General features: G+C 49.0%; 16 protein-coding genes. All 16 read left to right on the top strand.

The window, feature by feature from the left end; genetic code table 11:
• Window positions 1–10 precede the first annotated feature (10 nt).
• A complete protein-coding gene (gene trbL / locus FZZ93_RS02330) occupies window positions 11–1,594 on the top strand; it encodes a P-type conjugative transfer protein TrbL (RefSeq protein ID WP_149320711.1) in 1,584 nt (527 codons plus the stop codon).
• Window positions 1,595–1,658: 64 nt separating this feature from the next.
• A complete protein-coding gene (locus FZZ93_RS02325; RefSeq protein ID WP_149320710.1) occupies window positions 1,659–1,901 on the top strand; it encodes a type I toxin-antitoxin system ptaRNA1 family toxin in 243 nt (80 codons plus the stop codon).
• Window positions 1,894–2,046 carry a hypothetical protein gene (locus tag FZZ93_RS18280; RefSeq protein ID WP_187774436.1) on the top strand — a complete coding sequence of 51 codons (153 nt, stop codon included), beginning with the start codon at window positions 1,894–1,896 and terminating at the stop codon, window positions 2,044–2,046. Before FZZ93_RS02325 ends, FZZ93_RS18280 begins: the two co-directional genes overlap by 8 nt.
• A 113-nt stretch (window positions 2,047–2,159) precedes the next feature.
• Complete coding sequence (locus tag FZZ93_RS18495) at window positions 2,160–2,270, top strand: type II toxin-antitoxin system RelB/DinJ family antitoxin (protein ID WP_246146065.1); 111 nt, start codon at window positions 2,160–2,162, stop codon at window positions 2,268–2,270.
• Between the two features lie 1,104 nt (window positions 2,271–3,374).
• On the top strand, window positions 3,375–3,752 hold the full coding sequence (gene traJ / locus FZZ93_RS02315; RefSeq protein WP_149320709.1) for a conjugal transfer transcriptional regulator TraJ: 378 nt from the start codon (window positions 3,375–3,377) through the stop codon (window positions 3,750–3,752).
• Between the two features lie 359 nt (window positions 3,753–4,111).
• Window positions 4,112–4,828, top strand: coding sequence for a hypothetical protein (locus tag FZZ93_RS02310; RefSeq protein WP_149320708.1), 717 nt, complete (start codon window positions 4,112–4,114; stop codon window positions 4,826–4,828).
• A 447-nt stretch (window positions 4,829–5,275) separates the two neighbouring features.
• Entirely contained in the window at window positions 5,276–6,052 is a 777-nt protein-coding gene (locus tag FZZ93_RS02305) for a type IV toxin-antitoxin system AbiEi family antitoxin domain-containing protein (protein ID WP_149320707.1), read from the top strand.
• Window positions 6,042–6,962: a nucleotidyl transferase AbiEii/AbiGii toxin family protein gene (locus tag FZZ93_RS02300; RefSeq protein ID WP_149320706.1), complete on the top strand. Its 921-nt coding sequence runs from the start codon at window positions 6,042–6,044 to the stop codon at window positions 6,960–6,962. The genes FZZ93_RS02305 and FZZ93_RS02300 overlap by 11 nt, the downstream gene beginning before the upstream one ends.
• A 100-nt stretch (window positions 6,963–7,062) precedes the next feature.
• The gene (locus FZZ93_RS02295) at window positions 7,063–7,617 is read left to right on the top strand and encodes a hypothetical protein (protein WP_149320705.1); all 555 of its coding nucleotides are present in this window, start codon (window positions 7,063–7,065) and stop codon (window positions 7,615–7,617) included.
• Between the two features lie 74 nt (window positions 7,618–7,691).
• Window positions 7,692–8,699 carry a hypothetical protein gene (locus FZZ93_RS02290; RefSeq protein ID WP_149320704.1) on the top strand — a complete coding sequence of 336 codons (1,008 nt, stop codon included), beginning with the start codon at window positions 7,692–7,694 and terminating at the stop codon, window positions 8,697–8,699.
• An 83-nt stretch (window positions 8,700–8,782) separates the two neighbouring features.
• A complete protein-coding gene (locus FZZ93_RS02285; RefSeq protein ID WP_149320703.1) occupies window positions 8,783–9,778 on the top strand; it encodes a hypothetical protein in 996 nt (331 codons plus the stop codon).
• Window positions 9,779–9,872: 94 nt separating this feature from the next.
• Complete coding sequence (locus FZZ93_RS02280) at window positions 9,873–10,202, top strand: hypothetical protein (protein WP_149320702.1); 330 nt, start codon at window positions 9,873–9,875, stop codon at window positions 10,200–10,202.
• A gap of 317 nt (window positions 10,203–10,519) precedes the next feature.
• Window positions 10,520–12,085 (top strand): ATP-dependent nuclease, encoded by a 1,566-nt coding sequence (locus tag FZZ93_RS02275; protein WP_149320701.1) that lies wholly within the window; start codon window positions 10,520–10,522, stop codon window positions 12,083–12,085.
• Window positions 12,070–13,092 carry a DEAD/DEAH box helicase family protein gene (locus tag FZZ93_RS02270; RefSeq protein WP_149320700.1) on the top strand — a complete coding sequence of 341 codons (1,023 nt, stop codon included), beginning with the start codon at window positions 12,070–12,072 and terminating at the stop codon, window positions 13,090–13,092. Before FZZ93_RS02275 ends, FZZ93_RS02270 begins: the two co-directional genes overlap by 16 nt.
• 77 nt (window positions 13,093–13,169) lie before the next feature.
• Window positions 13,170–14,018, top strand: a complete 849-nt coding sequence (locus FZZ93_RS02265) for a DUF2726 domain-containing protein (RefSeq protein WP_223111754.1) — start codon at window positions 13,170–13,172, stop codon at window positions 14,016–14,018.
• 880 nt (window positions 14,019–14,898) lie between these two features.
• The gene (locus FZZ93_RS02260; protein WP_149320699.1) at window positions 14,899–15,879 is read left to right on the top strand and encodes a Bug family tripartite tricarboxylate transporter substrate binding protein; all 981 of its coding nucleotides are present in this window, start codon (window positions 14,899–14,901) and stop codon (window positions 15,877–15,879) included.
• Window positions 15,880–15,936: the final 57 nt, after the last annotated feature.

Below are 15,936 nucleotides of genomic sequence, written 5' to 3'. Positions count from 1 at the left end.
AGGGGGCGTTATGAGCAAACTAGGTTGCAGGTTGTTTGTTCTTTCGATAGCTGCTCTTATGATTCCTGAGGTTGTGTCAGCTCAAGAATTGAACAGTAGTGGCGTGATGAATGATGTTTTGCATCGATTCTATGAGTCAGCCTCAACATGGTCGGAGGCGATCGAGAGTGCTGCTAGTCGCCTATTTTGGATGTTGGTGGCCATCTCGATGGTCTGGACGTTCGGGATCATGGCCGTCAGGCGTGCCGATTTTGGTGAGTTTTTTGCAGAGGCCATCAAGTTTATTGTTTTTACAGGCTTCTTTTGGTGGATTCTGACCAATGCCGTGTCTGGCCTCAATATTGCTGGCACCATTGTTGATTCACTACAACATCTGGGAGTCGAGGCGGGAGGTCTTGCAAATGGGAAACTAGGCCCATCGGAGGTCGTTGATCTTGGGTTTCAACTCTATGACCGTACGATTGAGGCCACTAAAGAGCTGGGCTGGAGGCAGTTTGGGACAAAAATTGCAATGGAAGGCATGGCTATCGCTATTCTTGTTGTTCTGGCGATTGTAGCTGTCAATTTGTTGCTTTTGTTAGTCTCAACATGGATTTTGCTATATGCGGGCGTTTTTTTCTTAGGCTTTGGTGGGTCCCGCTGGACGTCGGACATTGCGATCAACTACTACAGGTCGATACTAAATATCGCTGCACAGCTCCTGGCTATGGTGCTGATAGTTGCTATAGGAAAGACGTTTTTAGAGCACTACTATGATCAGATGAGCGATACCATGGCCAGCCAAGAGCTGGCGGTAATGTTGGTTGTGTCTATTTGCCTACTGTTTCTGGTGAACAAGGTCCCCCCTCTCGTTGCTGGCATTGCCTCCGGTGGTGGTAGTGCCGCATCTGCCGGCATTGGGAATATAAGCACTGGTTCAGCCATGGGCGCAGCCATGGGCGCAGCGAGCGTGGCGTCGACGGCGGCGGCCATGAGCGGGAAGGCCCTGATGTCCGGGGCCAGTAATGCAGCGGGCGGCGCGTCAGCCCTCAAATCAGCGTTTCAGGCTGCGCAGAACAATGTCAGCTCTGGCGGCGATGTGATGTCCCGCTTCAGTGGCGGAGGTGGTGGCATGACACCTCCCATGGGGGGTGGCCAACCAGGTGCTGGCCCGTCGGGAGGCGGCCCCTCCAGTGGTAAGTCAGCATTTGGGGATGATCTAACCGACAGCATGGCCGCTCCCTTGATGGGGAGTGACAATGGCGGTGGATCATCCTCATCCGGTGGCAGCATGAGCCGTGCCGGGCGCATTGCAGCCGATACTGGCGCCAACCTGGCGAAAGGCACCTTTCAGGTGGCCAGGGACAATCTGAAAGGTAACGCTCAGAACCGCGTTAACCAAACGATGGGTGGAAAGGTTGCCAACGCGATTCGCCAATCCAGCCAAGCCAATAGCTCCAGCCCTGGCAGCTCAGACTCCAGTGGCTCTAATGACAAGGCCACTTCCTTTGATGGCGACAGTATTGGTGGACAAGAATGCTCCAGCGCTGAGGACGGTGAAAGTGCCTTCGACCCCAAGGCAGAAATCGCAGCCTTTCGGGACAAAGAGCGGTAAGCATGCGGGCCGGTGAGGCAACACCGGCCCGCATTCCCACAACCACCTGGTAGAGAGGTGAGTCATGGAAGGAATGGATAATATCGAAGTCAGCCGGATCGTTCATCATGTAGCGACAGAACTAGATTCCATGAGCTGGATTGACCAGGAAACGGCTAACCAGGTGTCACCTATCGCTGAAGCTGTCGCTAACATGTGTACGATACTGTTCTATCAGGCTGAAACTGGTCTAGCGAAAGAAGACGATTTCGTGGTAGCTAAAGTAGCCCTTCAGGAGGCGATAGGAATGGAGGAATACAATGACTGACAAGCGAATAAAGAACGGCTACGAGGAGCCTGTACGTCAATTGACCCCTAGTGAGTTCGATGCACTGATGGAGGAGATGCGCGTGGCTTCGGTGTGGATGCGCGCCGAATTGAAGCGCCGTCGTCATTCGGCCTCCGAAAGCTGAACGGGTAGAGGCTGGACATTGGATCAAGGAAGATCACCCCGAAGTGAGGATGCCCCCCATATGTCAGTAACAATGTAGCTACTTCGTAGCAACATCAGAAAGGTGAGAAAACCATGAGCGTTGATACCGTGGTCCGAGCCCGCATCGACAGCGAAACCAAAGAGCGTGCCACCGCTGCTTTGGAGGCCATGGGCCTGTCCGTGTTCGACGCTACCGTCTGCTGATCGCCGACGAAAAGCGCCTGCCGTTTGCCTGCAGGTGCCGAACGCCACCACGGCCAAGGTCCATTGCTGAGTAGAAATGCTAACCAGGAGAGGCTGTTCAGGGACTGGAAACTGCCCCTCAAGTGTCATGTTGTTATTTGTGAAGCGAAGTGGGTTCGGGATACCACTGAAAGTTGTTTGAAAACCAGTCCATTGTCGACTGTGGGCCCTTTGTGCCGCTGTTGCAGGGTTCTGTATCCACTCTATGGCGAATCTGCAATCTGGGGTTAGTGATGGCGTCGGGTCATCCGGCGAACGACGATGGTGAGAATTATTCCCATCACAACCGGGGTAAACAACAGAAAATACTGATATGTCATGGCGTCTCATCCTCCCCATCTTCGTCGATCTTAACCTTATTCTAGACCGCAACCACCACCGTTGCAGTTTCAGCGGTGACCTGAGAGGGCGGACTCAGGACTTGGCAGTTCGATGCACTGACTCATGCGTAAGGTATCGAACAGTATGTGGAGCATAAGGAAAGTCGGGAAACCTTCCGGAAGGATGCGCTTAATGCGCTTAAGGCCTCCAAGCGACCGCTGACGAAGTGGAGGGATGGTTGGCCCAGTCCCCGCCCCGGCAGCGATCCGAGACTTGGAGCAGTTGTCTTCAAGCTACAAAGGCCACTGCCGAGCTGAATCAAGGTGAAGCCGTATCAGGGCCTGGAAGCTGCCCCTCAAGTGTCATGTTGATATTTGTGGAGTGAAGTGGGTACGAGATACTTCTGAAAGTCGATTGCACCCCGATTGAAAACCGATCCATTGCCGACTGTGGGCCCTTTGTACCGCTGTTACAGCGATTTTTTATCCATTCTATGGCGTTTGTAGTAGGTCGGTATTTAATCGGGAAGGGATAGATATCATATTGGTATTCGATCTGTTATTAATCGGGCTGAGGTTGCGGGCAAGATGGGCGAAGTAGGCCCACCGGCAAGCCGGTGGTTCCTACTTCGCTTTCCCCTTATTCGCACTTCGTGCTCAACGGGCATCTTGCTCTGCGAGGCTAGCGGCTGCCGCCGCTGGTCGCTGCTGCCGCAGCGGAAAGCAAGTCAGGAGCGAATAGAAGATGGACGATGGAAAGCAGGTAACGCGGAAGAGTAGCCCTCCAATCAAGGTTTACTGCCTGCCTGATGAGAAGGAGCAGATTGAAGCGCAAGCCAGGGCTGCCGGGTTATCCAGTGCGGCCTACCTTCGTCAGCTCGGGCTGGGGTTCGAGGTGCGAGGCATCCTGGATTACGAGAAAGTCGATGAGCTGGCAAAAATTTCGGCAGACTTGGGCCGCCTGGGGGGCTTGTTGAAGATGTGGCTTAGCAATGATGAGCGGTTACAGCAGTTTAGCGAGGCCCAGATAGAAAAGACGATCAAGGTGGCTATGGAAAGGATTGAGGAGGGCCAGGAAGAAATGAGGAGGGTCATGCAAACTGTGCTGATGCAGCAGCGATGATTTTGAAGAAAGAGGAGGAGGAACGATACGCGATTTACGATAGAGAGGCGATGTGAATTGTTTTTATATTATCAATAAGTGTATAATGAGAGGCGTTGTTTTTAAAGGGGTTGAAATATCTTTCAGGAGTGGCGTTATTCTGTAGGTGGCTTTGTTATCAGACTTTGAAGGAGTGGGTTCTGTAATGTGATAAAGGATGTAAAAAAGCTTTTTTATTTATGTTTTACAATTCTTGGAGTTGCTGGAGGTGACTGGAGTTGGAGAATGTTAGGCCAAGAAGAGAGGGAGGGAATAAGGTTTAATTGTGTTTCGTAATGGAGGGTTGTGGCTTGTTTTTTTGTTTTTTAGGAGATGGGTAAGTGTCTTTTGAGTTATCTAAAATGATTGTTTGTGGTTTGGAGAGAGCGATTATTAAAGCTCCTTACCCCTCATCAAAAATTGTAGGTTTTTTGAAAAGGGAGTTTTGGTATCCTGTAAGGTCGTTGAAAAAAGGGATGGATATATTTTTTAGAGATTTTGTTAAGTTTTCAGTTCTTGGGGTCCTGTCACTATTAGTTGCTACTTGGCTTTCTACTGGATTGGTAGTGGAGGGGGGCAAGCATACTGTTGATTTTTTCTATATTTCTGCATTTATGGCTCCACTTTTAGTTTCGGTTTTTTCGACACCATCAAGCTATAGCTTTTGTGGTGTGAGAAGTGAGTATCTCAAGGTGGTTTTTGATTTTTTGTTATCAGAGGGCGTTTCCTCCACTGAAAGACTTGACCTTATTAAGTCAAATATCGAGTTTTTCGAGAAAAGGGTTACGGTCAGGATAATTAGTCTCCGAGCATTCATGATTTTGTGTTGGTCATGGTTTGCTTACTTATGGTCTGAAATCTTTATGTCGGCAGTGGAGTCGAGAGACTTCCCTCCGGTGGGCGATATGATGTATTTATCTTTTTTTCTTATTGGGGTTATGCTGCTGTATTTGGCGATTGAAAGCTATTCAAAGTTTAATATTTTGTTGTTTCGTTCTGCTCTGATTGGTTGCAATGAGTATGGGTGTTTTTTGATCTCTCATGAAGAAGGGGGGTGAATGATTTTTCAGGCTAGTTATGGAAAAATAATTCGCTGAATTTACGTGAGGTTCTCCCGAGCCTAGTCATCCTTGGCTCGGGTAGTAGTTATCTTGTTTTTCTATGCCCATTGGGGCTATGAGTTTCACAGTGGGAACAGCCGCTTCTATAATTATTTTTTGCGGTGTCTTCACTCATCGTCACTGCCTGGTGTCGCCCCTCAAGCTGTCGCCCGCGCTATAACGTTGCGCACGGACCGTGGACGTGGACGCGGCGCATTGATGTTGACGAGCTGATCCTGCAACCGTTGTGGTGGAGCTACCCTTTGGCTCGAGCAGAGCTGGAGATGCAGTTAGTGGTTTAAAATTTTCGTTTAAATCGTCATTTTAAGGCGATTTTGTGTTGGAAAATAAACTTCTGTGGTTTATCCTTCGCTCTAAAGACGGAATTTAAGGCCGCTTTTTTACATGAAAATAAACCAACTGCTGCACAAGATCCCATATGGCGCCGTCGTTACAACCTCCTGGCTGGCATCACACGGCGTCACCTCAGATCAGGCACGTAAATTGGCCAGCAGTGGCTGGCTTAAGCGCGTGGGGCACGGCGCCTACTGCCAAGCGGGGGAGACTCTTACCTGGGAGAGCGCTGTTTTCGCCTTGCAGGCGAGCGATGACACGGACTTACCACCGCTTTGGCCGGGTGGCCAGACGGCCCTGGCACTGCATGGCTTTGCCCACTATCTGCCCATGGGGGAGAGCACAACGCACCTGTATGGCAAGGAAACCGTTCGGTTGCCCCGGTGGTTGAGTGATGCCGAGTGGGCAGAGCGGATGGTGCTCCACTCTGAAAAGGGCCTGCCAGTGCAGCTTCCCGGCAGCTTTACGGACTACGCTCCGGATGGCAGGGCCTTCTGCTTGCAGGTATCGACCCCAGAGCGGGCCGTCCTGGAGTGGATCGCCGTTACGTCGAATGAGTTGCTGTTCAGCAGTGAGCTGGTTGACACCTTCGGCGGGCTCAATACGCTGCGTCCGCGCCGGCTGCAGGCATTGCTGGAGGGGTGCCGTTCGGTGAGAACCAAGCGGGCCTTCCTGGTGCTGGCTCGCCACGCCGGGCATGCCTGGTACGGTCGTCTGGAACCACTCCGACTGGACCTCGGCAAAGGCAAGCGGCAGCTCTGCCAGGGCGGCAAGCTGGACAGGGAATATCACGTGACGGTGCCGGAGGCGTTCCTGCATGCCGATTGAAGCTCGCTACCACGAACAGGTCAGGCTGTTGGTCTCGCTGCTGCCATTCCTCAATGACGAGCCGTGCTTCGCCCTGAAGGGCGGAACGGCCATCAACCTCTTCGTGCAGCCATTACCCCGCCTATCGGTCGACATCGACCTGGCCTACCTGCCGCTGGAGCCCCGTGACGAGGCCCTGCGACGCTGTCGCGAGGCGCTGCAGCGGCTGGCAGAGACCTTCAGCGCCCGACTGCCAGACGTGCGCGCCGAGCTTCAGGATAGTCGCCGAGACGAGCTGAGGATCCTGGTGCGCCGAGGGCGTAGCCAGGTGAAGGTGGAGGTATCGCCGGTACTGCGCGGCACTCTGCATCCGCCTCAGAAGCGCGATGTTGTTGAAGCCGTGGAAGACGAGTACGGCTTCGCTGCGGTGCAGGTGGTGTCACTGCCGGATCTGTATGGCGGCAAGATCTGCGCCGCGCTGGATCGCCAGCATCCCAGAGATCTCTTCGATGTGAAGCTGCTGTTGAACCAGGGCGGCCTGGATCGAAGCGTATTCGAAGGCTTCCTGGTCTATCTGCTGGGGCATCCCAGACCCTTGAACGAAGTGATCAATCCGCGACTAAAACCGCTGGACGACGTCTTCCGACAGGAATTTGTCGGGATGGCCAGGGCTGATATCCCGTTGCAGCAGCTCGAGGACGTACGGCACGAACTTCTGACGCGGCTGGGCCAACTGATGACGGATGAAGACGTTCGCTTCCTTCTGTCCTTCAAGCAGGGGGCGCCTGACTGGGCGCTACTTCCGCCGCAGGGCGTTGATCGGCTGCCTGCCGTGCGCTGGAAGCTCGCTAACATCCAGAAGATGGGGGCTGACAAGCATCGTCAGTCTCTGGCCCTCTTGGAGCAGGCTCTGGGTAGTCTTCGGAGATAATGCCCAATATCCCTGCGACGTACCGTCTTAAGTAGACTTCTCCTTATATCCTTTAAACGCTAGGCTGTTACGCATAATTACGCTACGCGCAGGGGATGACATGGCGAACAGCAGGGAATCTCTGTTCCAGTGGAACATCACCAAGGCCATGTCTGCCGGCGGCTGGGAGTACGTCAGCTGGCTGGAATTGCCCCACTATCGCCTCATCAAGCGTGAGGAGGAACGCCTGCTCCTGGAAGTGGCCGGGGCGGGCTACGGCCTTACCTCGGTCAACGATGTCCGCTATGGCAAGCTCCAAGATCCCGAGAAGCAGCGCCTGGCCGAGATCATCGACCGGATCAACGACCTCTACTGCGCCAAGGTCAGCGGCGATGACAAGCTGCATTTCGCCCACGAAATCGCCGACCGTATCGAACGCAACGAAGCGGTAATGGCCCAGGCGCGCAGCTACATCAAAGACCAGATGCTGCACGGACTCCTCCCGAATAAGGTCACCGACGCCGTGCTTGACGCCCTCAGCGACCACGAGAAGCAAAGCATGCCGCATCTGGGGGATGAAGAGACTGGGAGGCGGTTTGCGTTGTTGATACTGAAGTTGCTGGCGGGGAGATCGAGCAATGGCTTGCAAGCTACAGAAGAGGCCTATTGTGGCTGATAACGACCCGAAGCAGTCATGCCGGCATAGGCTGCATGCGCGATGATTGGTGTTATGCCTAGGGAGAGTTTTGATTGACCAATATAGCTTGCTTGGCAGCCTTTGTGTTGTTGCCACTTCTAATTCCTGTATTCGTCGTTGCAATTGTCTTCGGAACTGGCTCTTGGATTTTTGAACGATTCCAGTCAACTCTGACTCTGAATGAGGAGCGGGGGCTTGCTGAGCAAGGTCTATTGTGGGTGTCAATATTGTCACCATTTCTATATTTTCTCGCCCTTGGCGCAATCTCTTGGAGCGGACATTCTATCTCTTTGACAAGTGATGGTTTGAAGGTGTTTTTCTCGATTAGTGCACTTCCTCTAGGGGCTTTATCTCTCTCTCTACCACTGTCAGTGCTTGTATCTCGGCTGCACGCCACAAAGCAAACGGCTAAACAGATTAAGATTACACAGCAGAAAAACAACATCGACCTTTTTCATTCTCACAGAAAAGAGCTGTTTAGCTATTTCGGTCAGATAGGCGAAGTTGAATATCTTGATTGTTTAGTCGGTAAATTCAGAGTGCATCCTCGAGTTCATAAGGCGTTCTTTACAGGTAATCCTGAGGATGGGATTCCATTTATAAATCAAGAAGCATTCCAAGATATTGAGAGAGAGCTGTCCTCAGCTAGGTGGCAGCTAGATTCAGTAATCCGAGATGTGAATTTAGAGTTAACCTACAGTTTCTATATTGCCAATTTTTGCAGCACAATTTACCGTCTCAGCCAAAAGCTAGGGTTGCCTGAGATTTATGTTGAACTTGCCCAAAAAAGCGTTCTAGTTCCGACAAATCTGGATGGAGAAGAAGAAGTTGAGCTTCTAACCGTTGGTAAAACTACGGACCAAGCCGTCGCTGCATACAGGTATGCCAATGGCTACTTTCGTAACCTTTGTGACTTCGCAGGGCGAGAACCAGCTCAAACAGAAGATGAAGAACTTAAGTATATTGAAATGGGCGGGAAATTTAGAACAATAAAAGAAGAAAAGGTTATTGAAAGATTGCATGAAAATGAAATTAAACAAGCCGTCGAAGCTAAGGCATAACAATGCGCTGCTAGGGATAAATCTACGCTGCGCTTCGGTTTGCCCAAGAGCGCAGCGTTACGCATCCTTTCTGAGGTGACACGATGTTCGAAGATCTAATTAAAGAAATGGAACGTTTGAGCGGCCAAAGAGTATCCACCGAAATTCAAGCTGACGAGAAAGGTTACATCGATAAGCAGTGCCCCGCGGAGGAATGCGAATTTATCTTTAAAGTGAATGAGAAGGATTGGGGAGATATTTTTAAGGATGAGGCTGTCTGGTGCCCAATGTGTAGACATGAAGCTCCAGCAGATCAGTGGTTCACGAAGGCCCAAGTTGAACACGCTCAGGAAGAGGCGTTGACGGTAGTCCAAGGGAAGATAAATAACGCTTTGCGTTCTGGGGCGCGTAAGTTCAATCGACAACAATCAAAAAATAGCTTTGTCTCGATGTCGATGAAAGTGAGTGGTGGTTCATACCGTACGCACACCATACCGGCAAAAGCAGCAGAGCTAATGCAGCTCGAAATTCAATGCGAAGAATGCAGTTCGAGATTTGCGGTTGTTGGTAGTGCCTATTTCTGTCCTGGATGCGGGCACAATTCGGTAACAAGAACATTTTCAGACTCGCTGCGAAAAATTCAAGCGAAAAAAGATAACATTGATTTGGTAAGAAAGACGCTATCCGATTCAGTTGGAGCTGATGAGGCGGAGCTAACGTGCAGGTCAATGCTTGAAACCTGCATATCGGATGGCGTAGTAGCGTTTCAAAAATACTGTGAAGGGCTGTATTCCCAATTTGGGCACGCACCCTTCAATGCCTTCCAGCGCCTAGATCAAGCAAGCTCTCTATGGGAGCAAGCCATACAGAAACGCTTTGGGGATTGGCTTACTGAAGAAGAGCTCACAAAGCTATCTGTTTTGTATCAGAAGAGGCACCTGCTCGCGCACAACGAAGGGATTGTAGATGAGCGATATATCGAAAGGTCAGGGGATTCCACGTACAAAGCCGGCCAGAGGATAGTAATACGTGAACATGATATCGAGTTTCTCGTGACAGCTCTGAGAAAGCTTTCAGAGGGTATCAAGGAAAACTGCTAAAATACGTAACAAGTGAATCAAGTCGACCATTTTGCGCTGGCGATCCAAACGGCGTCTTATTCAAGGCGTTATACACAAAGGAGGTGAGGTGCTAATGCCCGATGATGTAGCTACATGGTTAAAAATTATTGGAGCTGTCAGCACTGCAGTCGGTTCAATTCTTTTGGCGTGGCGGGTGAAGGAAATCTTAAAGTGGGTAGTATATTGCCTCGTAGCCCACGAACAATCACTCGAGCAAGTTCGTCGGCTCTTGAGCAATCAACAGCAAACTGAGCCTATGGTGGGGGGGGGCACGAAACACCTGCTGGACATAGAAAGTAGGCTCGGTGTTGCGTTGCTGGTGACAGGGTTCATTTTCCTAGCCTTGGGTATGCTCGCTACTGCGGCATCTTTTTTCTTTGGCCAGTCCGTCACAAATGTATAACAAGGCCATTAAGGTTGTTCTGGGCCGTAGGTCCTCCTCCGGACGCCCTTGTCAGGGCGCCGCTTATGGCTGGCATTATAGCAGAATACCTGGAAAGACCGCTTATGGCCGAATTGGGAAGTTTAATCTAGGTTGACGGAATGGCTGAAGCAGTTAACGACCCAAAGCGGACATGGCGACAAGCGCAGACTACATGTTCCTCTGTGCTATGCAGCTGACACGATAATTGGTGTTATGCTGCCAAATATCGGACACGCATCATAAATACTAAGGTTCACTAAGTAATCACAAAGTAGTGCCAGGAGGGGAAAGGCTAAATGAGAACAATAGATAAAGTAAAGCTATTGAATTATAAAAGGTTTTCTAGCTTTGAGGTTAGTTTCTCCCCAGATATCAATCTGCTGATTGGTGACAATGAAGCTGGTAAAAGCTCGATACTAACTGCGATGGAACTAGTTGTTGGCGGCAGTAAGAATAAAGTAGAGTTGCTGGGCTTAGAAAGCTTGTTTAGCACCTCAGTAATTACTGAGTTTCTTGCTGGAGAAAAGAGGGTTGAAGACCTGCCATGTTTGCATATTGAATTACATCTGAATGAGCAAGGCAATCCGGATCTGTTTGGGCGAAATAACCTAGATGGGGTTCAGGCAAATGGTCTTCAGTTAATATGTGAACCAAGCGAAGAGCTAACATCCGAAATAAAGCAAGTTCTGGAGAAAGAGTCGGGAAATTTCCCCTTTGAATATTATAGTATCCGCTTTCTTACATTTTCTGGTGAGGCTTACACTGGTTATCGAAAATTCCTTCGCTACCTGGCGCTTGATAGTTCACAAATTAACAGTGAGTATGCTACCAAGGAGTATATTAAAACTGTTTACGAATCTATAGTTGAGCATCCAGTTCGAGTTAATTTGCAGAATGAATACCGGCAGCAAAAGATAAACTTCAAAGATAACAACTTAGCAGTCGTGAATGATGCTCTAGACGACTATCAGTTCGCTGTCCGCTCCGGATATAAATCGAACTTGGAAACAGATCTCACTATCACCGAGGACGATGTTCCAATCGAGCACCGGGGTAAAGGCCGACAGTGTTTTATTAAAACTGAGTTTGCTTTGCGGCGTTATCGTGAAGAGCAAAGGTTGGATATTTTGCTACTTGAAGAACCAGAGAATCATCTCAGTCATACCAATATGAAAAGATTGATACAGAGGATTTCAGAATCACAAGCCAAGCAGCTCTTTATTGCTACGCATAGCAGCTTGATTAGCACTCGTCTAGATCTTCGTAATTCTGTCTTGCTTAATAGCTCTTCGCCAGAAGCAGTTTTATTGAATGACTTGCCGGAAGACACCTCAAGGTTCTTCATGAAAGCGCCGGATAATAATGTATTAGAATTTGTTTTGTCTTCTAAAGTTATACTGGTTGAGGGTGATGCTGAATATATTTTGATTGACGCGATATACAGCAATGTCACCGGGTCAACGCTCGAAGCTGATGATGTGCATGTGATTTCTGTCGGAGGCACAAGTTTTAAACGCTATTTGGATTTGGCGAAGTTTCTTAACATTCGGACGGCCGTAGTCCGAGATAATGATGGCGATCATCAAGCTAATTGCATTGAGAGCTATGAGGAATATGAAGGCGATAATATTCAGGTATTTTTTGACAAAGACGATGCTAATAGCACCTTTGAGATTTGTTTATACGCCTTAAACCAAGTGATTTGTGATGAGTTGTTTTCTCCTGGGCGACGAAAGCTAACTCCTTTAGGATACATGCTAAAAAATAAAGCAGACTGTGCATTCAGGCTGAGAGATGAAAAAGCTGATCAGTTAATTTCACCAGAATACATACGGCAGGCTCTTGCATGGATAAACGAGTAATATTTTCTGTCGCCGGTTCTGGGAAAACCAGCTATATCATAGATGGTTTAGAAGAAAGCTCTCGAGCCCTTGTTGTCACTTACACTGATAAAAATGCTCTTAATTTGAGGGTAAGGGTTTTTCGAAAATTTGGGTATATCCCTGCGGGAATAAAAATATATACATATTATAGGTTTCTGTATTCATTTTGTTGTAAGCCGATACTTGGTCATGAGATTCCGTCAAAGGGTATAACGTGGGAGTTGCCACCTAGGTTTGCCAAAAAGACCTCGATAGAGCACTACGTGGATGCGAGTAGACGCTTATACGGTAATAGAATAGCTAAATTGCTTGATGTGGCAGGAGTTTTTCCCGAATTAATAGAAAGAATAGAGAAGTATTTTGATTATATATACATAGACGAAGTGCAAGATTTTGCTGGAAATGACTTTAACCTGCTTTGTCGGTTAGCTGAAGCAGATGTTCAACAGCTTCTGGTTGGTGATTTTTTCCAACACACGTTTGATACAAGTAGAGATGGGAATGTTAATGGAAATTTGCATGATGATTACTCAACTTACAAAGCAAAATTCGTAGAAGCTGGATTTGTTGTAGATTCAGACCTCCTTTCGCACAGCTATCGATGTAGCCCAACAGTTTGCGCATTTGTATCCGAAAACCTGGGGATAGATATTCAGTCCCATAGAGCAGATGAAACTGAAGTGACGCTTATCGAATGCAGAGAGCATGCTAACAGAATCTTTAACTGCTGCGAAACGGTAAAACTCTTCTACCAAGCTAGTAATCGATATGATGGGTTTACAGAAAATTGGGGGGCCACCAAAGGGCAAAACTGTTACGAAGATGTTTGCGTAGTCCTGAATCCTAGTACATTCAAACTGTTTCAAGAATCAGCTTTGAAAAAGTTAGCTCCTCAAACTAAGAATAAACTCTACGTGGCATGCACACGAGCAAATCGTCACTTGTTTTTTGTACCGGAGGCTATGTACAAGCAGCATCGGAAGTAGGTATGTATCAAGCGGCGTCATGCGTACGCACACGCAAAATATTTCGTCTTAGGTTACATAAATAGAAGGATATTGTTTTGTTCGATTCTGAATCGCTTTTCCACATGCTGGCCAATAAGGAATGGGATTCTATAGCGAAAACCATGTACTATAACTCAAAGCTTATTGGTTCAGACCCTGTGTTCGCGCAAGCAATCAGATTGTTTGAGTCTGAGTTCTTCGTAGAAACAGACTCTCTGCCACCAGGCGAAAGGAAAAAGGTATATGAATATCCTAGTTTGCTGATTGAGCTGAAGCAGCATGCTTTTTCGAAGTCATTTGTAGAAACTTTTGTTGACAGAAAGCTTGCTCTTTTAAGAGAAATCAAGAGCGATCACCTGCTGAGTTATGCTGCACAACACCAAGATCGGCCGCTTGCGGTTAAAATACTAAGAGAGATAAAAGAGAAAGCACCCGAAGCTCTAGCTCATTCACGTCGCCAGAACGTTTCCATTAAGTCAACGCCGACGACTAGCGAAGCATCAAAAACCACCAAGTTATTCAAGTCTCGTCAAGAGCAATTATTTTTCGAAGCTGTAAGAGAGGCTTTCCCCACGTATCACCCATACCCGAATGTGGCCGTAAGTTGTGTCATAGATTATTCAGCTATAAAGAATTATTTGAGCTTTCATGAGCGTGAATACTTTTTTAAGGCTATAGTTGATAGCGTCGTTTTCGATAGTAGCAAAGAGTATGAGCCAAGATTCTTTGTTGAGTTGGATAGCCAACATCATGACAATGAGTGTGCAGTAAAAAACGACCGAATGAAAGATGCGATATTCAGAGCGGCAAATGTAAAGCTGATACGAATAAGAGCTCATGATTCGAATGAAGTGTCAGCGAAAAAGTTTAAGCAACTGGTCTTAGAGGTGATGCGTGGCTTATGAGTTTGAATTATTAAGAGTCTAAAAAGGGCATCCAAGGGATGTCGGGGCTCAGGCGCTGCTGCCCCTGAGCCCTAAATATTATATATCAGGCCTTGCTGAATGACCGCTTCTGGCCGTAAGCGGTCAGCATGCCTCTGAGAGAAGCAATTTTGCGCCCCTCAGAGGCATGCTGCTCGAGAGAGGGAACCCCCAAACGGTACACCACCGGTACACACACCAGCTTCGTGTGCTATCCTTAACCTTCGCTAACCTACTGATTCCAAAGAACTGTACCTTTCGCTCAATTACGGTTGCTTTCCTTTGGCTTTCAATAACTTATTGGTTTAAAAGCGAACTCATAATCCCTTGGTCGGCGGTTCGAGTCCGCCTGGGCCCACCAGCTTTCACCTCACGGTCAAGCTTGGTTGCTCCTCTGAAATTCCTCCCTGTCATGCCCTTGAGCCCCGCAACGTGGTGGAGGCTGATAGGGTAGCGATGGCCTCGTGCTTCAATTCCGAATCAATGCCACCTAAGCCGTGCCATATCGGCGGTCGTGTTTCTCGAACCTTGTTAGCTCCAGCATGGCGCCTCTCACCGGCTCCTGGGGGAGAACTTCCTCGCACGCATTAATTTCGTCCATATGAGACCTTTGGTGTATTGCTCATCGGGAGCTTGGCCCCTACCTTTACTTGTATGATGTATTACATGAAAGTCCTTTTCTTTCATAAAAGTCCTATTCGCTCGGCTGATGAGCGAACGAATCAAGCCAGTAGAAGATAAGGGCTGAGTATTGCTGTTTCAGCTTCTGACCGTCATGTCTGATTGAAACAAGTTTGAAGGTGATACCGATGCTTCACCAAGAAGAAGTCGGTAATACGATTAACACAGCAAGGAGTTCGGGATGAAATTACAAAAAACACTGCTGGGAATGGCCTGTATGTCGACACTTGCTGCTGGTGCCGCCCAAGCGGATTATCCGAATCGCGATATTCGTGTCATCGTGCCTGCTGCCGCCGGCGGTGGTACAGACGCTATCGTGAGAAAGATTACCAATCTTGCTGAAGAATCCATGCCGGTCTCGATGTATGTAGAAAACGTCGCGGGCGGAATGACAGCCACCGGCCTGTTGCAGTTGATGGATGCGCGCCCGGACGGGCAGACGATTGCTGCCATCACCTATGACAGCATCATTACCATTCCCTGGAAGGATATGTTGCCGGGCTTTGGTATGGACCGTATGCGGATGATCGCGCGTATCACTCAGGAAGCCGATGCCATCACCGTGGCGGAAGATGCGCCTTATCAGTCTCTTGGTGATATGATTGCCGCCGCCAAGGAGAATCCCGGAAGTATACGGATCGGCATCCAGAATATGGGGGCCAGAACCCACCTGACATTGCTGCAGCTTCAGGATCAGACCGGTGCAGAATTCAAGATCGTTTCCTACGACAACAGCGCCGCCACTCAGAAAGAGGCACTTCTAAACGGTGAAGTCGATGCTGTCGTGACCAGCCTGGGGGATCTCGCGCCTTTGATCGAGTCCGGTCAGGCACGTGGTCTGGTCGAGTTCTCTGATACTCAGAACGAAGGCTTTCCCAATGTTCCGCCGGTGACGGAGACAGATACTGGGCTGGATCTTCAGATGGGCAGCTTCATCACCTTGGTCGCCCCTGCACGTACACCGGATGATGTGATTGATAAGCTGGAAACCACCTATCATGAGGCCTACGAAACCGATGAATTCCAGCAGTGGCTGACTCAGATCGGTGTGACTCCGGCATGGCTAGGGTCGGAAGATGTCACGGAATGGTCGCGTGACACTCAGCAGCAGCTCTTTAACACCATGGATAACCTGGTTGAAAAAGGCGTGCTAGAAAAGTAGGTGTCCTCTTCATGATCACACTGTCGCTGCGCCGTGCACATTGCATGGCGTAGTGGT

The sequence above is a fragment of the Halomonas eurihalina genome, assembly GCF_008274785.1.
GTDB classification, from domain to species: Bacteria; Pseudomonadota; Gammaproteobacteria; order Pseudomonadales; family Halomonadaceae; genus Halomonas; species Halomonas eurihalina.
The sequence above is the reverse complement of the archived record's forward strand: the minus strand, read 5'-3'. Positions and strand labels throughout refer to the sequence as shown.